This window comes from Kineosporia sp. R_H_3, assembly GCF_002198675.1.
In the GTDB taxonomy this organism is placed as follows: Bacteria; Actinomycetota; Actinomycetes; order Actinomycetales; family Kineosporiaceae; genus R-H-3.
The window spans coordinates 21,454-42,777 of the sequence record NZ_MWLL01000162.1 but is presented as its reverse complement, the minus strand read 5'-3'; the positions used below and the strand labels follow the sequence as shown (position 1 = coordinate 42,777).

The following is a 21,324-nucleotide window of genomic DNA, read 5'->3' as shown; positions in this document are numbered from 1 at the left end:
CTTCGGAACGGTGATCTGCTGGTCGGACGCCGCCGCCGCGGGCTTGAGCCGGACGGGCGACCCGATCCCGCGTGACCCACGTCACGAAGCCCGGGGCGGTGCTCGGCCGGGGGGTGCGCGGTGGTCCATCATGGGGCCGTGCCTCGCCACCGGGTGCTCACGCCGCTGCGCTGGTCCGACATGGACGCATACGGCCACGTGAACAACGTCCAGTTCCTGCGCCTCGTCGAGGACGCGCGCGTCGTCGCGTTCGCCGCCGCCGGCAGCGACGAGGGGGGCTCCGTCGTCAGTACGGGCCTGCTCGTCGCCCGGTCGGAGATCGAGTACGTCGAGCCGCTCGTCTACCGGACCGCGCCGGTCGCCATCGACCTGTGGGTCACCGCCTTCGCAGGGGCCAGCTTCGACCTCCAGTACGAGGTCCGCGACGACCCCACCGAGGAGGGCGGCAAGCCCGTGATCTACGCCCGGGCCGAGTCGACGCTCGTCCTCTACGACCTGGAGAACCACCGGCCGCGGCGGATGACCCCCGAGGAGCGGACGACGCTCGAGGCCTGGGTCGACGAGCCGTTCGTGTGGCGCTCGCGCAAGGCGCGCAGCCGGTGACCGCCCTGCTGCTGGCGGACGCCGAGGTGCTCGGCGACCTCGCGACGTTCGTCGCCCGGGCCAAGCGGGTCGACCCGGACGGCGCGGCCCGGCTCGTCGGGCACGGGGACGTGCTGGCCGTCTACGTCTCGCCGATCCACGGCGGCGGCGGCCCGACGGTCCTCGGCCTGCGGACGCTCGCGCTCGCGGCCCCGACCGACCTCGACGTCACCGTGCCGCTCGCGGCGCTCACCGACCGCTTCGCGCGCCCGGCCGACGGCGCCGCGCCCGAGGGCCCGGTCCCGCTCGCCGTCCCGCCGGCGCCCGTCGCCGCCCCCTGGGCCGGCGTCACCCCGCCGCGCACGGGCTGGACGGCGGTCGGCCTCGTCGAGTCCGCGACCCTGCGGCAGGTGGCCGCCGGCGGGATCGCCGAGGTCGCGCTCGGGATGCCGGACGTCGCCGGCGCCGCCGCCGTCGCCCGGCTGCGGGCCGGGGTCTGGGGCCGGCCGCTCTTCGGCGCCGGCGGTGGCCCGGACGTGCCGGCCGGTGTCGCCTACGCCGCCGACGCCCTCGGGTTCGTCACCGAGGGCGAGCCGGCCGCGCTGTACTCGAGCGGCCCGTGGTGGCGGCTCACGACGTCCCGCGGTCACGTGCTCGCGCGGCGTCCGGCGCTGCTCTGACCCGGACGGGCACGCCCGCGACCACTGGGCCGATCCGGTGAATCCGCTCCGGCGGCACGCACAGTAGTCATAACGGCTGGTTGTGTAGTGACTACGGATAGTTAGAATTGCGGATCATGTCGTGGAAGGACCGCCTGAGGTACAAGTTCGACAACGTCATGGCCCGGGGCGTCGCCGCCCAGGTGCTGCTGCTGGCCGTCGTCACGGCCGCGCTCGTCGTCGTCGGAGCCGCCGCCACGTTCGTGCTCGCCCGCCCCCAGGACGACGCGGGCGCGGACGACAACGCCCTCCAGGTCATGTGGCTGACGCTCATGCACGCGCTCGACCCCGGCATGATCGGCGGCGACGGCGTCACGGAGTGGGTCTACCTGCTCCTCATGCTCGCCGTGACCATCGGCGGCATCTTCGTCGTGTCGGCCCTCATCGGCGTCCTCAACCAGGGCTTCGGCGAACGCCTCGAGGACCTGCGCCGCGGCCGCAGCCGGGTCGTCGAGCACGGTCACACCGTGATCCTCGGCTGGAGCACGAAGATCTTCCCGCTGCTCTCCGAGCTCGCCGAGGCGAACCGCAACGTGCGGGGCGCGTGCGTCGTCGTCCTCGCCGACCGGGACAAGGTCGAGATGGACTCCGAGATCGCGGCCTTCCTCGCCGCGACCGCGGAGGGCACCTCGCTGCGCGTCGTCACCCGCCGCGGCGAGGCGCAGTCCGTCGACGACCTCGCGCTCGTCGCGCTCGACCGCTGCAAGGCCGTCGTCGTCCTCGCCCCGGAGCGGCACCCCGACGGCACGGCGACGACGCCGAGCGAGGCCGACGCCGTCGTCCTCAAGACGCTCCTCGCGCTGCGCAAGGTGACGGCCGACCACGCCCTGCACCTCGTCACCGAGATCGTCGACGAGCGGACCGCGCCGGTCGCGCGGATGGTCGTCGGGGACGCCGCCGCGCTCGTCCTCACCGGTCCGCTCGTGAGCCGGCTGCTCGTCCAGACCGGTCGGCAGTCGGGGCTGTCCGACGTCTACGGCGAGCTCCTCGACTTCGCCGGCTCGGAGATCTACGTGACGCCCGAGCCGCGCCTGGCCGGGGTGCCGTTCCGGGACGCCGTCCACCGCTACGGCTCGTCGACGCTGCTCGGCGTCGTCACCGCGGACGGCACCCTGCTGCTCCCGCCGGACCTGGACCGTCCCTTCGCCGCCGGCGACCAGGTCGTCGCCATCAGCGAGGACGACGACACGGTCGTCCTCGACGGCACGCCGCACGTCGACGAGACCGCGATCGCCGTCGTCGGGCCGCCGCGTGCGCCCGAGGCCGAGCGCACCCTCGTGCTCGGCGCCAGCCCCCGCCTGGACCTCATCCTCCGCGAGCTCGACGGGTTCATGGCGCCCGGCAGCGCCATCGTCGTCGTCGGCGAGGGTCGCCCGGACGTCGCCCTCGCCGGCCTCGCGCCCCAGCTCGTGCACGCGACGCTCGACCTGCGCCCCGGGGACGTCACCGACCGCAGCGTCCTCGACGGCCTCGACGTCGGCGGTTTCGACCACGTCATCGTGCTGTCCGAGACCGACGGCCGCTCGCAGGACATGGCCGACGCCCGGACGATCGTCGCGCTGCTCCACCTGCGCGACATCACCCGGGACGCCCCGGTTCCGGTCATCAGCGAGATCCTCGACGCCCGCAACCGCGACCTCGCGAGCACCGGCGAGCGTGACGACTTCATCGTGAGCAACCGGCTCGTGTCGCTCGTCATGTCCCAGATCGCCGAGAACCCGCACCTCGCGGCGGTCCTCGACGAGCTCATGAGCAAGCAGGGCCACGAGCTCTACGTCCGCCCCGTGACGGACTACGTGACGCCGGGGGAGGTCACCTTCGGCACCGTGTGCGAGGCGGCCCTGCGCCGCGGCGAGATCGCCATCGGCTACCGCAGCGTCGGCCGCAACGGCCAGGAGGACGGGCTCGCGGCGATCGTCAACCCCGCCAAGGGCACCCGGCTCACGTTCACCGCGGACGACAAGGTCGTCGTCCTCGCGGAGGCCTGAGGCCGGACGGCGGGGACGGCGGGGACGGCCGGGACCGGGGCGGACGGCGGTCAGCCGGGGGCGTTGACCATGCTCCAGGCGGCGCGCTCGAGGTAGTCCCAGAGGACCGATTCGTACATCGGCGCGAGCCGCAGGTCGGTGACGGCGGCGCGCATGTGGAGGAGCCAGCGGTCGCGGGCGTCGGTGTCGACCACGTACGGCGCGTGCCGCATCCGCAGCCGCGGGTGCCCGCGCTCCTCGCTGTACGTGCCCGGCCCGCCCCAGTACTGCTCGAGGAACCCGCGCAGCCGGTCCTCGGCCGGGCCGAGGTCCTCCTCGGGGTACATCGCCCGCAGCACCGGGTCGGCGGCGACGCCCTCGTAGAACTTCGCGACGAGGCGCACGAAGGTGTCGTGGCCGCCGACGGCCTCGTAGAACGTCTCGGCGCGCCCCTCGCGGCCCGTGCCGGGGACGACCTGCTCGCCGGCGGGTTCGGGCGTGCCCGTGCTCTGCTGCTCCACGGGCCCAGTCTCTCAGCCGCCGCCCGGGCCCCGGGACCCCGGGGGACGGCGGGCCGCCCGGTCAGCGCCCGTCCGGCCCCGAGATCGCGTCGGCGACCTTGCGCACCGGGTTGGACGGCTGCCACCGCGGCGGCGAGCCGGTCCGCTCGAACTCCTCGGCGGCCCGCGCGATGTTGCGCTGCATCCCGCCGAAGACGACGCCGTGGAACGGGGTCACCGACCACCAGTAGAGCTGGCCGAGCAGCCCCCGCGGGTGGAAGTACGCGGTCTGCTTGAAGACCGTGCGGCCCTCGTCGTCCTCCTCGACGGCGAGGTCGAGCCAGGCCAGGCCGGGCAGCCGCATCTCGGCGCGCAGCCGCAGCAGCCGGGTGTCCTGGACGTCCTCGACGCGCCACCAGTCGACGGCGTCGCCGACCCGCAGGTCGAACGGGCTGCGCCGGCCGCGACGCAGGCCCGGGCCGCCCCACACCCGGTCGAGGACGCCGCGGACCTGCCACGCGAGAGCCCAGGAGTACCAGCCGTTCTCACCGCCGATGCCCTCGACGACCGCCCACAGCGAGGCCTTCGAGGCTGCGACGACGCTCTTGCGCTCGTCGACGAAGAGGCTGCCGCCGGCCCAGTCCGGGTCGCTCGGCATCGGGTCGCTCGGGGCGCCGACGGTGGACGCCGAGGCCCACCGGGTCGCGACGTCCGCCTCGCCGATCCGGGTCAGGGCGAGCCCGACCGCGCGGTCGAACCCGACGAGCCCCTCGGCCGGGTCGGGGACGTGCTGCTCGATGTCGTGCTCCTTGCAGACGACCTCGTGGACGAGCGACTCGACGAGCGGTCGCGCGATGCTGTTCGGCACCGGGGTCACGACGCCGACCCAGTGGCTCGACAGGTTGGGCGTCAGCACGTTGACCGGCACGATGATCCGCTTCGGCAGCCCCGCGACGGCCGCGTAGCGGACCATCATGTCCTTGTAGGTGAGGACGTCCGGGCCGCCGATGTCGAACGCGCGGTGCACGTCGTCGGGCATCGTCGCGCTGCCGACGAGGTAGCGCAGCACGTCCCGGATGGCGATCGGCTGGATCCGGTTGAAGACCCAGCGCGGCGTGATCATGACGGGCAGCCGCTCGGTGAGGTAGCGGAGCATCTCGAAGGACGCCGACCCCGAGCCGAGGATCACCGCGGCCCGCAGGACCGTCGTCGGGACGCCGCTCGCGAGGAGGATCTCGCCGACCTCCTTGCGCGAGTCGAGGTGCCGGGAGAGCACCTCGCCCTCGGGGTAGAGGCCGCCGAGGTAGACGATCCGGCGGATCCCGGCCTCGCGGGCCGCCTGGCCGAAGACGATCGCCGTCCGCCGGTCGGTGGACTCGAAGCGGCTGCCGGTGCCGAGCGCGTGCACGAGGTAGTAGGCGACGTGGACGCCGTCCATCGCCCGGCGGAGCCCTTCGAGGTCGCCCGCGTCGCCGCGCACCACCTCGATGTCGTCCGACCAGGGCCGGTCCGCCAGTGCCTCCGGGCGGCGCGCGAGCGCCCGGACCCGCCAGCCGGCGGCGAGCAGCTCGGGGACCAGCCGGCCGCCGATGTACCCGGTCGCCCCGGTGACGAGGGCGATCCGGCCGCGCCCGGGGGAGAGCCCTTCGGTCGAGACCTGTGCCTCGTCGTCGGTGTCGGCGGGGTGGTCGTCGTCCGTCAGGGCCATGCGTCGAGTGTCGACGGGGTGTGGTCGGGGCGCATCCCGGAGTGATCGTTCCCGTGCTGGCCTGCGCTCACTCCTTGGGCTCGGCCGCCTCGTGGACGACGACCGCGCCCGGCCCGTAGGCCGCCCGGATGCCCTCGGTGTCGAAGCGCAGCTTGATCCGCCGCCGGAGCTCGCGGGCGACGCCCCACTGCTCCATGGGGGCGGTCTTGACGAGCAGCCGGACGACGACCCCCTCGGCCGACACCGACTCGACGCCGGTGACCTCCGGGTCCTCCAGCACGAGCGCGGCGAACTCCGGGTCCCGCTGGAGCCCGTGGGCCACGTCGAGGAGCACCTCGGACGCGCGGTCGACGTCCTCGCCGTAGGCGATGCCGACGTCGAGGACGGCCCGGGCCCAGCCCTGCGACCGGTTGCCGACCCTCAGCACCTCGCCGTTGCGGACGTACCAGACGGCACCGTCGACGTCCCGCAGCCGCGTCACCCGCAGCCCCACGGCCTCGACGACGCCCGACGCCTCCCCGAGGTCGACGACGTCGCCGACGCCGTACTGGTCCTCGACGATCATGAAGATCCCGGAGAGGAAGTCCTTGACGAGCGCCTGCGAGCCGAAGCCCACGGCCACCCCGAGGATGCCGGCGCTCGCGAGGATCGGGCCGATCGGGATGCCCAGGGTCTGGAGCACCATGAGCAGGACGACGGTCATGACGACGCCCGTCGTCAGGCTCTTGAGGACCGACGCGGTGGTGCGGGCACGCTGCTCGCGGCGGGCGGACGCCGTCGGCCCGCCGGAGAGGATCGCGGACGCCGTCGACAGCCTCCCGTCGAGCCGCCCGAGCCCGGCGCTGCCCGTGACGATCCGCTCGGCGATCCGCCCGATGAGCCGGTGCAGGACGTACCGCAGGACGAGCCCGAGGACGACGATCGTGAGGATCCGTAGCGGGGTGCCGAGCAGCGTCTGCGCCCACAGGCCGGCCTTCACGCTGCCGAACCAGTCCTGGAACGAGGAGCAGATGAGCGAGCCCTGGTCGCACTGCTGGGCCGCCTCGGTGAGGGGGCTGGTGAAGCTCGGGCTCGGCGACGGGGAGGGGGACGGCGTAGCGGCCGCAAGCACGCGGGAGGACCTCTCGGGAGCGGGACCGGACCCGTCGAGGCTACCGAGAACCGGCGCGCCGCGGACCTCGGCGGCGTCCCGGGCGGAGGGGGCGAGTCCGCCCGGGACGCCTGACGGCGTCGAGGCCGTCACGGTCCGGCGGGGTTCCGCCGGCGCTGGGGGCGCAGCGCCGGCTCAGCCGGATCGTCACGGCCGTGCGGCTCGTCCGCGGAGCGGGGCCGTTCCGCCTCTCGGCGCGGTCGTGACCTCTTCAGAGTGCACCACGGACGGGCGTTGCGCGAGACCCGGCGACCGGGCCGTGGCAAGGGATCGGCGCGCCGTCACGGTGCGCCGCGTACCCCCGCGCCCTGCGTGACGCCGGCGCCTGCGACGGGCGGCTCCGCCACGGTCTGCTGCGGTGCGGACGGTGCGGTGCCGGCGGGCGTCGCGACGGCCAGCGGGATGCGCAGAGACAGCAGCGCGCCACCCTCCGGAGCGGCCCCGGCGGTCGCCGTCCCGCCGTGCGCCGCGGCGACGGCGGCGACGAGCGCGAGGCCCAGCCCGGTGCCCGGCTCCTCGCCCTGCGGGTGCCGGTGGAAGAACCGGTCGAAGACGGCTTCCCGGTCGGCCTCGGGGATGCCGGGGCCGTCGTCGGCCACCTCGACGACGACGGTGTCGCCGTCCCGGCGGCAGCTCAGCCGGACCGTGCCGTCCACGGTCGTGAACCGCAGGGCGTTCTCCACGAGCGCGTCGACGGCCTCTTCGAGCCGGTGCTCGTCGGCCCGGACCACGCCGACCGGCGGGGCGTCGACGACCCAGGTCCGGGCGGCCGAGACCGACCAGCGCCGGCCGACCGCCTCGAGGAAGCCGCCCACCTCGATGGGCACCCGGTCGAGCATCCGCGTCGTCTGGAGCTGCTCGATCGACAGCAGCCGCCCCGCGAGGTGGCTCAGCCGGTCGAGCTGGTGGAGGACGACGTCGAGGTCCTCCTGGGCCTCGGCGTCGGTCGTCGTCATCCGCAGCAGGTCGACGTGGCCGCGGGCGATGGTGACGGGCGTGCGGATGGCGTGCGAGCTGTCCCGGAGGAACTCGCGCTGCCGGTCGAGCCGGGAGGACTCCAGCGCGGCGAGCTGCTCGACCCGGTGCTGCATCTGGCTGCGCCGCCAGGCGTGCATCGCCCCGATGCCGACGAGCAGCGGCATGAGCGGGATCTCGGTGAGCTCGTCGAGGGTGGTGTACCCGCGGACGTAGGCGACGAGGAAGTTCGCCGCCGTGAGGACGGCGAGCAGTCCGATGAGCGGGGCGAACACCCGCGGCGGCCACATCCGGAAGCCGTAGAGCAGCCCGAGCGAGACCCAGATGAGGTGGTACGGCCAGGTGAGGTTGTGCAGGTCGTTCCACATCTGCGCGAGCATGACGAGGACGAAGACGACCCACACGACGTCGACGGCGTCGAGCCGCCGCCGCGGGTCGTCCGCGGGTGCGGCGTCGCCGGTCGCCCCCGGCGGCACTCAGGCCTGCTGGAGCGCGTAGCCGACGTTGCGGACCGTCTCGATGCGCAGGTCCTGCAGCTTGGAGCGCAGCCGGGCCACGGTGACGTCGACGACGTTGCTGCCCGGGTCGAAGGCGTAGCCCCAGACCTCGGAGAGCAGCTCCGCGCGGGTGCAGACCGCGCCGGCGTTGCGCATGAGGTGCTGCATGAGCGCGAACTCGCGCTGCGAGAGCTCCACGTGACGGTCGCCGGTGACGAGCCGGCGCGTGCGCAGGTCGAGCCGGATGCCGGCGAACTGCAGCTCGTCGTCGGGCCGGGCGTGGGCCGCGGCGATCTCGCGCAGCCGGGACCGGACCCGGGCCAGCAGCTCGGCGACGGCGAACGGCTTGGGGAGGAAGTCGACCGCGCCGGCGTCGAGGCAGCGGACCCGCGCCTGGACGTCGCCGACCGCGGAGAGCACGAGCACCTTGGTGTCCCGGCGGTCCGCGAGCAGCGCCGCGAGGACCGCCGTGCCGGAGAGCCCGGGCATGACGAGGTCGAGGATGACGAGTGCCGGGCTGTGCTCGGCGGCCAGTCGCAGCCCCTCTGCGCCGTCCGCCGCGGTGAGCACGGAGTAGCCCTCGGACTCCAGTGCCCTGCGGATGAACCGGAGGATCCCCGGTTCGTCGTCGATGACGAGAATCTTGGTCATTGGTGCGCCCCTTCGGTGGGGCTCACGACCTGCCCCTGAAACATGTCGCGGCCCCAGGGAAAGCGTCTTCGTCACGTAACGCGTTGGGTATCCGCTGATCGCATGACACTGACGTCATCCGAGTCGTCATGTAAGCGATTTCAGGGGGGTTTTCGTCTCTTTGGGTGACCGTACGTGAGCGGAGCGGCGACGTTCGCCCCCGAACAGAATGACAAGCGAATGCTTCACATCCTGCCGGGGGCTCCGCGTCAGCCGAGCGGCAGGCCGGTCATCGCCGCGGTGAAGGCCATGGTGTCGGCGGACAGGTCGACGCTGCGCGAGACGGCGCGGGCGCCGTGGCCGACGTCCTTCTCCCGGCGCAGGAGCACCGGCAGCCCGGACGTCGTCGCGTGCTGGAGCGCGGCGCACATCTTGCGGGCGTGCAGCGGGTCGACGCGGGTGTCGCCGTCGAAGACCGTGAAGAGCACCGCGGGGTAGGCCGTGCCCGGGCGCACGTGGTGGTAGGGCGAGTAGCCGAGCAGCCAGCCGAGCTGCTCGGCGTCGGCCGCGGTCCCGTACTCGACGTTCCACGTCGCGCCGAGCCCGAAGAGCTCGTACCGGACCATGTCGAGCAGCGGCGCGGAGCAGACGACGGCCCGGAACAGGTCGGGCCGCTGGACGCACGCCGCGCCGACGAGCAGGCCGCCGTTCGAGCCACCGCTCACCGCGAGCCGCTCACGCGTCGTCCAGCCGTCGGCGAGCAGCCGCTCGCCCGCCGCGTGGAAGTCGTCGAAGACGTTCTGCTTGGCGCCGAGCATGCCGTCGCGGTGCCACTGCTCGCCCTCCTCGGCCCCGCCTCGCAGGTTCGCGACCGCGTAGACGCCGCCCGCCTCCACCCACGCGAGGATCGAGGCCGAGTAGCCCGGGGTCAGCGGGACCCCGAAGCCGCCGTAGCCGTAGAGGATCGTCGGCCGCGGGCCGGTCGGGGCGCCGTCCGGCCCGACGGCGTCGGCGCGGGTCATGACGAACATCCGCACCGTCGTGCCGTCGGCGGACGTGTACGCGACCTGGCGGGTGACGACGTCCGGCACCTCGACCGTGCCCGGCGGACGGGACCAGACCGCGACCGAGCCGTCCCGGCCGTCGAGCCGGTGCACGTGCGGCACCGTCGTGTGGTCGGTGTAGGAGAACCACGCCTCGTGGCCCCCCTCGGGGCGGGTGACGATGCCGCCGACGGAGCCGAGGCCGGGCAGCGGGACGCGGCCGCGGTCGCCCTCGAGCCGGGCACCGGTCACGAGGTCGTGGACGGTCACCTCGCTCACGGCGTGCCGGGTCCACGCGGCGACGAGCATCGGGGCGTCGAGCTCCGGGCCGTCGAGGACGCCGAAGTCCTCCAGGACCGCCTCGTCGTCCTGGGGAAGGAGGTCGACCCAGGTGTCCGGGGTCGGGGTGAGCGGGGACGTCACCGCGAGCCGGCCGCGCGGCGCGTCGAGGTCGGTCGCGACGTAGAGCCGGCCGTCCCGGCCGACCCACAGCCCGACCCGGGCGTCGAGGCCGACGGCGACCGGGGAGAGCGACGGTCGCTCGGTGCGCTCCCGGTCCACCTCGGGCGCCGGACCGCCCGCGGGCCGGTCCGGGTCGGTCGCGTCCGCGGTGAGCGGTGCGATCCAGACGTCGTTGCGGGGCGCCGTCCCGGTCGCCGCGGACACCGTGAGCCAGCGACCGCTGCGCGAGACCGAGACGCCGTAGTAGCTGCGCAGGTCCTGGCCCTCGCCGAAGATCTCGACGTCGGTCGCGGGGTCGGTGCCGACCCGGTGCAGCCAGACCCGGCGGTGGTACTGGTGCTCGTCCGCGGGCAGGGTCGCCGGGTCGAGCCGGCGCACGTAGTAGTAGGCGCTGCCGCCGGGCAGCCATGCGACGGGGGAGTACCGGGCCCGGTCGATCGGCCCGTCGACGACGTCGCCGGTCGCGACGTCCATGACCCGCAGCGTGCTCTCCTCGGTGCCGCCCTCGGAGACCTGGTAGGCGAGCAACCGCCCTTCGAGGTCCGGCTGCCAGGCATCGAGCGTCGTCAGGCCCGTCGGGTCCAGCGACATCGGGTCGACGAGGACGCGCTCGGCGCGCGGGGCGTCCGGCCCGGCCGACGGGTCGGCGGGCACCGAGGTCACGAGGACGCCGTGCTCCTGGCTGCCCTCGCGCCGCACGAAGAAGCAGCGCTCGCCGCGCCAGATCGGCACCCCGACGACGCCCGCGCCGAGCAGCTCGCGCAGGCGGCGGGCGACGGCGTCCCGGCCCGGCCATGTCGCGGCGGCGCCGGCGAACAGGTCGTCCTGCGCCGACGACCAGTCGACGGTCCGCGGGTCGGCGGTGTCCTCGAGCCAGCGGTACGGGTCGGCGACCTGGTGGCCGTGGAGGTCCTCGACGAGGTCCAGCCGTTCGGCGGCGGGGTACTGCGCGGGGGCGTGCTGGGTGGGGGCGTCGGCCATGCACGGAGCCTAGGGCGTCCGGGGACGTCGCCCCCGGACGATCGCGGCCGTCGCGGCGACCAGTGCCGTGAGCCAGCCCGCGGTCATGGCGGTCAGCGCCGCTGCGGGCTGCCGCGCGGACACGTAGGCCGCCCCTGCGGCGACCGAGGTGAGCGTCCCCGCGAGGGCGACCAGGGGGAGTGGTCGCGCGCGTGCGGTGACCGCAAGGGCCGTCGCGTGCACGAGGACGAGCGCTCCGAGGGCCGCGTGGGCCGCCGCGTAGGCGTGCGTCGCGAGGAAGCCCCACGCGATGGAGGGGTCGGCCGCCGTCGGGAACGCCGGCCCGAAGCCGGCCAGGGCGGCGACGGCGACGAGCTCCACCGCGAGCGCGACGGTCCACGACCGCTGTCGTCCGGGCGTCATGACCGCCCCTCCCTATCGCAACTCCGCGTTGCGTTATGCTCCGAGCATGCCAGTGTCGAGCAGTCATCGCAACAGCTTGTTGCGATCTGGGGCGGTGCCGTCGTGACGGCCCGCCGTGGCGAGGTGGTCCGGCAGGCGGTGCTCGCCGCGGCGCTCGCGGAGCTCGCCGAGCGGGGCTACGCGGACCTGTCGGTGGAGCACGTCGCCGTCCGCGCGGGGGTCCACAAGACGACCGTGTACCGGCGCTGGCCGGACCGGGAGTCGCTCCTCACCGATGCCGTCCTCGAGCAGGCGGCCGGTGACTTCGCGATCCCCGACACCGGGGACGTCGACGGCGACCTCGCCGTGGGCCTGCGCGCCCTGGTCGCCTGGCTGACCGGCCCGACCGGTCGGCCGCTCGTGGCGATGCTCCGGTCGGACGCCGGCCGGCTGCCCGCCGTGGTGCAGGCCCGCCGGCGTTTCCTCGCAGCCCGGGCGCAGGTCCTGGCCCGGCGACTGGCGTCGGCGGTCGAGGCCGGGCAGGTGCCCGCCGGCACCCGGCCCGACGTCTTCCTCGCGACCCTCGTGGCGCCGGTGTACCTGGACCTTCTCGTGCTGGACCGGGACCCGGCGCCCGAGGACTGCGACCGCTGGGCGAAGGTGGCCCTCGCCGCCGCCCGGGCGCACCTGCTGGCCTGAGGACCGGCGCCGGGCCCGGTCGCCGTGCCGGATCCTGGTCCGCACACGGACCGGGTCGCGCGGTCTGGCAGGATTCACGGCGGGCCTGACGGCGCCGGAGGGGGATTCCGGACGGCGCGCGCCGGGTTCGCCCGCGCCGAGCACCGCCAGCACAGCCGACCGAAAGCCGAGACGTGACCGACAAGCCCCGCACGAGTCCCGATCCGCAGGTGCCGCCCGCCGGCCCTGCGGCGGTCGACCTGTTCCGGCCGAACGTCGAGCCGGGCCCGCTGCCGGAGCACGACCCGGAGCACGACCCGGAGCACGGCCCCGAGCACGGTGGTCCCGCGGTGAACGGCGCGCACCCCGAGGCGGGGACCGAGACGGGGGACGACGAGGCGCCCGTGGTTGACGAGGCGCCCGTGGCCGACGAGGTGCCCGTGGCCGACGAGGCGGTCGCGGCGGACGAGGCCGCCGCGGAGGACGACGACGCCGCGGTCGGCACCGAGGACGAGGCGGCCGCGGAGGTCGACGCCGCGGCCGGCACCGAGGACGAGGCCGAGCCCGTCGCGGAGCCCGAGGCTGTCGTCGAGGCCGCGCCCGAGGAGCTCTCGCAGCACCTCGTCGAGCTCGCGCACGTCTACGGCGTCGCCACCGAGTTCTGGGACTGGCAGGGGCGGCACACCGTCGTCCCGCGCCGGACCATCCTCGCCGTCCTCGACGCCCTCGGTGTCGTCGCGCGCACCGAGGACGAGATCACCTTCGCCCTCGGCGAGGCCCGGGACCGCTCGTGGCGCCGCACCCTGCCGAACGTCGTCGTCACCCGGGCCGGCCAGACGCCGCGGGTGCCGGTCCACGTCGACCACGGCCAGCCCGTCGAGGTCTGGGTCGAGACCGAGGACGGCGAGAGCCGCCCGCTCGGCCAGGAGGACCGCTGGGTCGAGCCGCGCGTCGTCACCGGCCGGCTCGTCGGCCAGGCGAGCTTCCTCGTGCCGCCGGACCTGCCGCTCGGCTGGCACACGCTGTACGCCCGGCACTCCGGCGGCCTGTCCGCCTGCCCGCTCGTCGTCACCCCGGCCCGGCTCGAGCTGCCCGAGCAGGTCGCGCAGCGGCGCGCCTGGGGCTTCATGACGCAGCTGTACTCGGTGCGCTCCAAGCAGTCCTGGGGGACGGGCGACCTCGCCGACCTCGCGGAGATCGCCGACTGGAGCGCCCGCGAGCACGGCGCCGGGTTCGTGCTGGTGAACCCGATGCACGCGGCCGAGCCGATCGCGCCCATGGAGCCGTCGCCGTACCTGCCGACGACCCGGCGCTTCGTCAACCCGATCTACCTGCGCGTCGAGGACGTCCGCGAGGTCGCGTACATGCCCTCGACGGACCGCGCGATCGTCGAGTGGCAGGCCGAGGAGCTGTGGGCGCTCAACGACGCCCCGGGCGAGCTCGACCGGGACCGGGTCTGGGAGGCGAAGAAGAACGCGCTCGAGACGGTCTTCGCCCAGCCGCGCTCGGCGGCCCGGCAGCGCCAGTTCGAGGCGTTCTGCGTCCGTGAGGGCCAGGGCCTCGTCGACTACGCGACGTGGTGCGCCCTCGCCGAGCGGTACGGGCTGCCCGCGGCCGGCTGGCCGTCGCACGCGCGCGACCCGCGCTCGCAGTCGGTCGCGCAGATCCGTGAGGAGCTCGCCGACCGGGTCGAGTTCTACATGTGGCTGCAGTGGTGCCTCGACGAGCAGCTCGCCGCGGCGCAGCGCACCGCGAAGGACGCCGGGATGCCGCTGGGGATCATGCACGACCTCGCGGTCGGCGTGCACCCGGACGGTGCGGACACCTGGGCGCTGAGCGACGTCCTCGCGACCGACGTGACGGTCGGCGCCCCGCCGGACGCCTTCAACCAGCAGGGCCAGGACTGGAGCCAGCCGCCGTGGCGGCCGGACCGGCTCGCCGACCTCGGGTACGCGCCGTACCGCGACATGCTCCGGACGATCCTGCGGCACGCCGGGGGCCTGCGGGTCGACCACATCATCGGCCTCTTCCGGCTGTGGTGGGTGCCCCGCGGCGCCGGCCCCGACGAGGGCACCTACGTGCGTTACGACCACGAGGCGCTCGTCGGCATCCTCGCGCTCGAGGCGCACCGGGCCGGTGCCGTCGTCGTCGGCGAGGACCTCGGCACCGTCGAGCCGTGGGCCCGCGACTACCTGCGCGAGCGGGGCATCCTCGGCACCTCGATCCTGTGGTTCGAGAAGGACCACTCCGGCCGCCCGCTCGCACCGCAGGCCTGGCGCGAGCTGTGCCTGGCGACCGTCACGACGCACGACCTGCCGCCGACCGCCGGCTACCTCGCGGGCGAGCACATCGAGCTGCGCCAGCGGCTCGGGCTGCTCACCCGGTCGATCGAGGAGGAGATCGCGGTCGACGAGGCGGACCGGCTCGCCGTCCTGCGCCAGCTCACGGAGCTCGGGCTGCTCGGGGAGCGGTCGACCGAGCGCGAGCGGGTCGAGGCGCTGCACCGCTTCATCACGTGGACGCCGGCCCGGCTGCTCGGCGTCGCGCTCGCGGACGCCGTCGGCGACCGCCGGGCGATGAACCAGCCGGGAACGAGCCGCGAGTACCCGAACTGGCGCCTGCCGCTCGCGGACGGCGTCGGGCAGCCGGTGCTCCTCGAGGACGTCATGACGAGCGTGCGGGCGGCGTCCCTCGCCCGGTCGGTGCACGAGCGGGGCTGAGCAGCCGCCCGGCGCCCGGCGGCCTTCGTCCCCACCGTTCCCGGCGGGCGTGATGGACGCTCCACACGGTGGCGCACGCCGCTCGGGGCCGTTGCCGACGTGCGCGCCGCGTGGTAGCAAGGCGCACCGTCGTCCACGGGGGTGGAGATGTCGGCTTCACGAGCCTTCCGGCGCCGCGTGGCGCTGCTGGGAGCAGCGGCGACGGCGGTGCTCGTACCGGGGCCGGTCACGACCGGGCCCGCGCAGGCGGCCCTGACGTGCCGCGACGACCTCGTCATGAACATCGCCGCCCACGAGGACGACGACATCCTCTTCATGAACCCGGACATCCAGACGGGTGTCGCGGCCGGTCGCTGCACGCTCACGGTGTTCGTCACGGCGGGCGACAACGGTCTGAACCCGGTGTACTGGGAGGGCCGGGAGGCCGGCGCCCGGGCCGCGGCGGCCCACATGGCCGGCGTCGAGGACGACTGGACGCGCGAGGGGCTCCGGCTCGCCGACGGGCAGACCGTCGTCCACGACGTGCTCGTCGGCCGGCCGACGGTCGGTCTGGTCTTCCTGAGGCTGCCCGACGGCGGCAGCGGTGCGGGATTCGGTGCGACCGGCAGCCAGAGCCTGCAGCGGCTCTGGCAGAACAGCATCACCTCGATCGACGCGATCGACGGGAGCGCCCGCTACAGCCGGGCCGGTGTCGTCGCGGCGCTCGCGTCCCTCATGACGACGTTCCGGCCGGTGCTCGTGCGGGCGCACGACCACGTCGGCAAGTTCGGCGACGGCGACCACAGCGACCACCACGGCTCGGCGTTCTTCGCCCGCGCCGCTCACGACCTCGTCACCGAGCGGCACCGGTTCACCGGCTACCGGGGGTACGGCGTCGCGGCCCTGGCGGCGAACCTCACCGCCGCCCAGGCCGACGCCAAGCTCGCGACCTTCCTCGCCTACGCGCCGCACGACCGTTTCGTCTGCCAGGACGCCGCGGCCTGCCTGGCGAGCAGCAGCGGCCCGCGCTTCTCCCGGCAGTACACCGTCGGCAGCGAGCTGGGCGGCCTGCAGAACGCGGCCCGGGTCGGGACGGCGAAAGCCTCCTCGCAGAACACGACGACGGGCCAGACCGCGGCCAAGGCCGTGGACGGCGTCATCGGCGGCAACCCGGTCGCCACCCTCAACGAGTGGGCCACGGTCGGCGGCCGGGCCGGCAGCTGGCTCGAGGTCACCTGGCCCGGCCCGCACACCCTCGAGAGCGTCGTCCTCTACGACCGCCCGAACTCCTCGGACCAGGTCACCCGGGGGACGTTGCTGTTCGGCGACGGCAGCACCGTCGCGGTCGGCGCGCTGCGCAACGAAGGCAGCGCCACCGTCGTGACGTTCAGCCCCCGGCGGGTGACCCGGGTCCGGCTGCGGGTGGACGCCGTCAGCCCGACGACCCGCAACGTCGGGCTCGCCGAGCTCCAGGCGTTCACGACGAACGTCGCGCCGCGAGCGGTCGTCACCGCGTCGTCGCAGAACACCTCGACCGGGCAGACCGCCGTCAAGGCCGTCGACGGCTACCCGCTGGGCAACCCGGCGGCGACGACCCGCGAGTGGGCGACGGTCGGCGGCCGGGCCGGGACGACGCTCGACCTCACGTGGCCGGTGCCGGTGCGGGTCGACCGGGTGGTGCTCTACGACCGGCCGAACGCGAACGACCAGGTGACGGCCGGCCAGCTGACGTTCAGCTCGGGCAGCGCGGTCACGGTCCCCGCCCTGCCGAACGAGGGCGTCCAGAAGGTGGTGACCTTCGCGCCCAGGACCATCACGAGCCTGCGCCTGACCGTCACCGCGGTGAGCCCGACGACGCGCAACATCGGGCTCGCGGAGATCCAGGTGCAGACCGGTTGACCGGCCGCGGCCGGACGACGGGCCCGCGTCGACATGGTCAGGAGAGGCGTCCCTCGTCCCGCCGGCGCACGAGATGGGCGCGCTGGGGCGCGTCGTGCGTGAGCGCGATCGCCTCGTCGTAGGCGGTCACCGCCTCGCGGTCCCGGCCCAGGCCGGCGAGCAGGTGCGCGCGGGCCGCCCATGCGGGCTGGAACCGCCGGGCGGCCGCGCCGTGGGGCTCGAGCAGCGCGTCGAGGAGCGCCAGGCCCCGGGCGGGGCCCTCGACGCCGGCGGTGACGACGGCGAGCGCCGTCGCGCTGCCGAGCGAGGGCGCGACCGCGTGCAGCGCCTCGTGCAGGTCCCGCAGCGTGTGCGGGTCCGCCGGTCCCGGCCCCGTCCGGGCGCAGTGCACGGCCTGGACCGCCGCCTCCAGCTGGAACCGGCCGAGCACCCGGTGCCCGTGCGCGGCGCGCAGGTGGGCCCGGCCGCGCTCCACGAGGTCGCGGTCCCAGCGGGCCGGGTCCTGCTCGTCGAGCGGCACGAAGCGCCCGTCGGGGTCGAGCCGGGCCGCCGCCCGCGCGGACGACAGCGCGACGAGGGCGGCCAGGCCGCGGACCTCCGGGTCGTCCGGCAGCAGGTCGGCGAGCACCTCGGCGAGCTGCAGGGCCTCGGACGGCGCCCCGCGCGGCTCCGGGCCGGTCGTCGACCACTCGACGGCGTAGGCGCCGTAGACCGCCTCGAGGACCGCCGCCGTCCGGGTCCGCAGGTCCTCGCGGCCGGGGAACACGAACGGGATCCCGGCCTGGGCGACCCGCCGCTTGGCCCGGACGAGCCGGGTCGCCATCGTCGCCGTCGGGACCGACCAGGCCCGGGCGATCTGCTCGGCGGTGAAGCCGAGCACGGTGCTGAGCATGAGCGGGGTGCGCGCCGGGGCGGCGATCGCCGGGTGCGCGCAGACGAGCATGAGCTCGAGCCGCTTGTCGGGCACGGCGTCCGGGTCGACGGCGTCGAGCGCGTCCAGGTGCACCGGTGCGTGCGCCACCGGGTCGAGCGGCTCGGTCCGCCGGACCTCCGCCGAGCGCCACCGGTCGCGCAACCGGTTGCGGGCGACGGTGAGCAGCCAGCCGGCCGGGTTGCCCGGCGTCCCGTCGTCCGGCCACGTCCGCAACGCGCGCTCGAAGGCGTCCGCCAGGGCGTCCTCGGCGCTCACGAGGTCGCCCGACTGCGCGGCGAGCAGGGCCAGCAGGCGGCCGTACCCGTCCCGGGCCGCCGCCTCGGCGACGGCCCGGGACGCGTCGTCCGGGTCGGTCACGCCGTCCAGGCGCCGTCGACGAACGACGTGGCGACCGGGCGGACCTCGATGACGCCGAACTGGGCGGCCGGGCACTTCTCGGCCCAGCCGAGCGCGGCGTCCAGGTGCGGGACGTCCAGCACGAAGACGCCCGCGAGGGCCTCCTTCGTCTCGGCGAAGGGCCCGTCCTGCACCTGGAGGTCGCCCGAGCGCAGCGTCACCGTCGTCGTCGCGGCGCCCGGGGCGAGCACCTCGGCGGCGACGAGGACGCCGGCGTCCTCGAGTGCGCGCCCGTACCGGCCGAACGCCTCCTGCACCTCGCGGATCGTCTCCGCCGGGACCTCGCCCTCGCCGGGCTCGGGGTAGTGCAGCAGCAGGGTGTAGCGCATGGTGCCTCCTCGACGGTCACGGGGCCGCCGTGCGGCGGCCCCGTACCGATGACGATCGGGGCCGCCCCGGATCGTCAGCCTGCCCCGCCCTCGGAGGACGGGTCAGCGGGCCCGGTCCCGCTCGTGCGCGGCGACCGCCCGGGCCACGCCGTCCCGGGCCTCGACGACGAGCCGGCGCAGCGCCGGCTCGGCCTGCGTCGTCGCGAGCCACGCCTCGGTGCGCTCGAGGAGCGCCGGGCCCGCGAGCACGGTCGGGTAGAGCCCGACGACGATCTGGGTCGCCATCTCGCTCGTCCGCTCGGCCCAGACCGGCTCGAGAGCGGCGAAGTAGCGCTCGACGTACGGCTCGAGGAGCGTCGTGTCGCTCACCCGGCCGAAGCCGCCGATGACCGCCGCCTGCACGGCGTTCGGCAGCTCGCCGGTGCCGACGACGAGCTCCCAGGCCTGCGCCTTCGCCTCCGGGGTCGGGACGGCGGCCCTGGCCGCCGCCGCGTGCACCCGCCCGCTCGCGGTGTCGTCGCGGTCGAGCTCGCGGACGACGTCCTCCTCGCCGAGGACACCGCCCGCGACGAGCGCGGTGAGCAGCGTCCAGCGCATGTCGGTGTCGACCGAGAGCCCCGCGACGGGGGCGTCGCCGTCGAGCAGCCCGCGCAGCCGGGCGAGTTGCTCGGGCGTCGTCGCGTGCGCCGCGAAGGCCCGGGCGTAGAGCAGCTGCGCGTCGCCGCCCGGTGCCGCGCCCTCGAGCAGGGCCAGCAGCGCGTCGGCCGCCGAAGCCGTTGCGGCGGAACGGTTCTCGGGCGCGACGTAGAACATGAGCGTCGACGCGAGCTGGCGCAGCAGGGTCTGCGCGACGCTCGCGTCGTCGACCGACGCGATGTTGCGCACGACGAGGTCGACGAAGTCGCGCGGGCCCGTCTCGGCGTCCCGCGTCATGTCCCACGCGGCGCCCCAGACCAGGGTGCGGGGGAGCGAGTCCTCGAAGTCGGACAGGTGCCCGATCGCGGTGTCGAGCGAGCGCCCGTCGAGCCGGATCTTGCAGTACGCGAGGTCGTCGTCGTTGACGAGCAGCAGGTCCGGGCGGGCGTGGCCGACGAGCTGCGGCACCTCGGTCGCGGCGCCCGCGACGTCCAGCTCGATCCGCTGCGTGCGGCGCAGCCGGCCGTCGACGACGTCGTAGCAGCCGACCGCGAGCCGGTGCGAGCGCAGCGTCGGGTGGTCGGCGGGGGCCTCCTGGCCGATGACCGCCGTCGTCACGACGCCGTCCGCGTCGACCTCGAGGTGCGGGCGCAGGGTCGCGACGCCGGCGGTCTGCAGCCACTCGGCCGCCCAGGCGTCGAGGTCGCGCCCGCTCGTCGCCTCGAGCTCCGCGAGCAGGTCGGCGAGCGTCGTGTTGCCCCACTCGTGCGCCCGGAAGTACCGGCGCAGGCCCTCGTCGAACGCGTCGGTGCCGACCCAGTGCACGAGCTGCTTGAGCACCGAGGCGCCCTTCGCGTACGTGATGCCGTCGAAGTTCACCTCGACGTCCGCGAGGTCGCGGATGTCCGCGACGATCGGGTGCGTCGAGGCGAGCTGGTCCTGCCGGTAGGCCCAGGACTTCTCGGCGCTCGAGAACGTCGTCCACGCCGTCGTCCAGCGCGTCGCCTCGGCCTGGCAGCGGGTGCTCGCGTACTCGGCGAACGACTCGTTGAGCCACAGGTCGTCCCACCAGCGCATCGTCACGAGGTCGCCGAACCACATGTGCGCCAGCTCGTGGAGGATCGTCAGCGCGCGCCGCTCGACGGCCGCCTCGGGGACCTTCGAGCGGAAGACGTACTGCTCGGTGATCGTCACGGCCCCGGCGTTCTCCATGGCGCCGGCGTTGAACTCGGGCACGAAGAGCTGGTCGTACTTGTCGAACGGGTAGGCCCGGTCGAAGAGCTCCTCGAAGAACGCGAAGCCCTCGCGGGTGACGTCCATGACGTTGCCCGCGTCGAGGTGCTCGGCGAGCGAGGCCCGGCAGAGCACCCCGAGCGGGATCGTCCGCCCGTCCCGGCTCGTGAGCTCGCCGCGCTCGGCGTGGTACGGGCCGGCGACGAGCGCGGTGACGTAGGTCGACAGCCGGGGCGTCGCGGCGAAGGCCCAGGTGGCCCGGCCGTCGCCGAGGTCCTGCGGCGCGGGTGTGGGGGAGTTGGAGACGACCTGCCAGTGGGACGGCGCGGTGACGGTGAACGCGTACGTCGCCTTGAGGTCGGGCTGGTCGAAGCAGGTGAAGACCCGGCGCGCGTCGGAGACCTCGAACTGCGTGTAGAGGTACACCTCCTTGTCGACCGGGTCGACGAAGCGGTGCAGCCCTTCGCCGGTCGTCATGTAGGCGGCGTCCGCCACGACCCGCAGCTCGTTGCGGGCCGCGAGGTCGGACAGGGCGATCCGCCCCGTCGAGACGACCTCGGCGACGTCGAGCGCGCGGCCGTTGAGCACCACCTCGCGCACGGTCGGGGCGATGAGGTCGACGAACGTCGACGCCCCCGGCTCGCGGCACGTGAACGTGACGACCGTCGTCGAGGCGTACGTGTCCGCGCCCGTCGTGAGGTCGAGGGTGACGTCGTAGGCCTCGACGCCCAGCAGACGCGCGCGCTCGGCGGCCTCGTCGCGGGTCAGGTTGGTGCCGGGCACGGGTTCTCCTCGGAGGTGGTGCGTCGGGGACGGTGGGGGACCGGAGGGTTTCCTGCGCAGGACCCGGTCGCCCGGCCGAAATTGTTGCACCGACCGCTCCCGGCGCGCTCACCGACCCGCGCCTGCGCCGGTCGGGAACCGG

The 21,324-nt window shown here is 74.8% G+C and carries 16 protein-coding genes; 6 read left to right on the top strand and 10 right to left on the bottom strand.

Features of this window, described 5'->3' with window-relative positions; genetic code table 11:
* Positions 1–138 precede the first annotated feature (138 nt).
* The 3 genes from ECOMGDLI_RS17435 (at position 139) to ECOMGDLI_RS17425 (ending at position 3,289) form a co-directional block, all read left to right on the top strand.
* Entirely contained in the window at positions 139–603 is a 465-nt protein-coding gene (locus ECOMGDLI_RS17435) for a thioesterase family protein (protein WP_233153504.1), read from the top strand.
* Positions 600–1,262 carry a hypothetical protein gene (locus ECOMGDLI_RS17430; protein ID WP_088318147.1) on the top strand — a complete coding sequence of 221 codons (663 nt, stop codon included), beginning with the start codon at positions 600–602 and terminating at the stop codon, positions 1,260–1,262. Before ECOMGDLI_RS17435 ends, ECOMGDLI_RS17430 begins: the two co-directional genes overlap by 4 nt.
* A 116-nt stretch (positions 1,263–1,378) precedes the next feature.
* The gene (locus ECOMGDLI_RS17425) at positions 1,379–3,289 is read left to right on the top strand and encodes a potassium transporter TrkA (protein ID WP_088318129.1); all 1,911 of its coding nucleotides are present in this window, start codon (positions 1,379–1,381) and stop codon (positions 3,287–3,289) included.
* Between the two features lie 50 nt (positions 3,290–3,339).
* Here ECOMGDLI_RS17425 and ECOMGDLI_RS17420 read toward each other — a convergent pair whose 3' ends face one another.
* The 7 genes from ECOMGDLI_RS17420 to ECOMGDLI_RS17390 form a co-directional block, all read right to left on the bottom strand.
* A complete protein-coding gene (locus tag ECOMGDLI_RS17420) occupies positions 3,340–3,789 on the bottom strand; it encodes a globin (RefSeq protein ID WP_088281773.1) in 450 nt (149 codons plus the stop codon).
* Positions 3,790–3,850: 61 nt separating this feature from the next.
* Entirely contained in the window at positions 3,851–5,476 is a 1,626-nt protein-coding gene (locus ECOMGDLI_RS17415) for an SDR family oxidoreductase (protein WP_088318128.1), read from the bottom strand.
* Positions 5,477–5,543: 67 nt separating this feature from the next.
* Complete coding sequence (locus tag ECOMGDLI_RS17410) at positions 5,544–6,587, bottom strand: mechanosensitive ion channel family protein (protein WP_233153503.1); 1,044 nt, start codon at positions 6,585–6,587, stop codon at positions 5,544–5,546.
* A gap of 320 nt (positions 6,588–6,907) precedes the next feature.
* Positions 6,908–8,077, bottom strand: a complete 1,170-nt coding sequence (locus ECOMGDLI_RS17405; RefSeq protein WP_088318127.1) for a HAMP domain-containing sensor histidine kinase — start codon at positions 8,075–8,077, stop codon at positions 6,908–6,910.
* A complete protein-coding gene (locus ECOMGDLI_RS17400; protein ID WP_088281783.1) occupies positions 8,078–8,749 on the bottom strand; it encodes a response regulator transcription factor in 672 nt (223 codons plus the stop codon).
* A gap of 248 nt (positions 8,750–8,997) precedes the next feature.
* Positions 8,998–11,214: a prolyl oligopeptidase family protein gene (locus tag ECOMGDLI_RS17395; protein WP_088318126.1), complete on the bottom strand. Its 2,217-nt coding sequence runs from the start codon at positions 11,212–11,214 to the stop codon at positions 8,998–9,000.
* 9 nt (positions 11,215–11,223) lie between these two features.
* The gene (locus ECOMGDLI_RS17390) at positions 11,224–11,616 is read right to left on the bottom strand and encodes a hypothetical protein (protein WP_143447763.1); all 393 of its coding nucleotides are present in this window, start codon (positions 11,614–11,616) and stop codon (positions 11,224–11,226) included.
* 102 nt (positions 11,617–11,718) lie between these two features.
* Here ECOMGDLI_RS17390 and ECOMGDLI_RS17385 point away from each other — a divergent pair, with 102 nt between their 5' ends.
* The 3 genes from ECOMGDLI_RS17385 (at position 11,719) to ECOMGDLI_RS17375 (ending at position 16,871) form a co-directional block, all read left to right on the top strand.
* The gene (locus ECOMGDLI_RS17385; RefSeq protein WP_088318124.1) at positions 11,719–12,294 is read left to right on the top strand and encodes a TetR/AcrR family transcriptional regulator; all 576 of its coding nucleotides are present in this window, start codon (positions 11,719–11,721) and stop codon (positions 12,292–12,294) included.
* Positions 12,295–12,467: 173 nt separating this feature from the next.
* The gene (gene malQ / locus ECOMGDLI_RS17380; protein ID WP_233153502.1) at positions 12,468–14,993 is read left to right on the top strand and encodes a 4-alpha-glucanotransferase; all 2,526 of its coding nucleotides are present in this window, start codon (positions 12,468–12,470) and stop codon (positions 14,991–14,993) included.
* Between the two features lie 177 nt (positions 14,994–15,170).
* Entirely contained in the window at positions 15,171–16,871 is a 1,701-nt protein-coding gene (locus tag ECOMGDLI_RS17375; RefSeq protein WP_158221043.1) for a PIG-L family deacetylase, read from the top strand.
* Between the two features lie 37 nt (positions 16,872–16,908).
* Here the strand turns inward: ECOMGDLI_RS17375 and ECOMGDLI_RS17370 are convergent, their stop codons facing one another.
* The 3 genes from ECOMGDLI_RS17370 to pepN all read right to left on the bottom strand — a co-directional run bounded on the left by ECOMGDLI_RS17370 (position 16,909) and on the right by pepN (position 21,182).
* Complete coding sequence (locus ECOMGDLI_RS17370; RefSeq protein WP_088318121.1) at positions 16,909–18,162, bottom strand: RNA polymerase sigma factor; 1,254 nt, start codon at positions 18,160–18,162, stop codon at positions 16,909–16,911.
* The gene (locus ECOMGDLI_RS17365; protein ID WP_088318120.1) at positions 18,159–18,530 is read right to left on the bottom strand and encodes a YciI family protein; all 372 of its coding nucleotides are present in this window, start codon (positions 18,528–18,530) and stop codon (positions 18,159–18,161) included. Before ECOMGDLI_RS17365 ends, ECOMGDLI_RS17370 begins: the two co-directional genes overlap by 4 nt.
* 102 nt (positions 18,531–18,632) lie before the next feature.
* Complete coding sequence (pepN, locus tag ECOMGDLI_RS17360; protein WP_088318119.1) at positions 18,633–21,182, bottom strand: aminopeptidase N; 2,550 nt, start codon at positions 21,180–21,182, stop codon at positions 18,633–18,635.
* Positions 21,183–21,324: the final 142 nt, after the last annotated feature.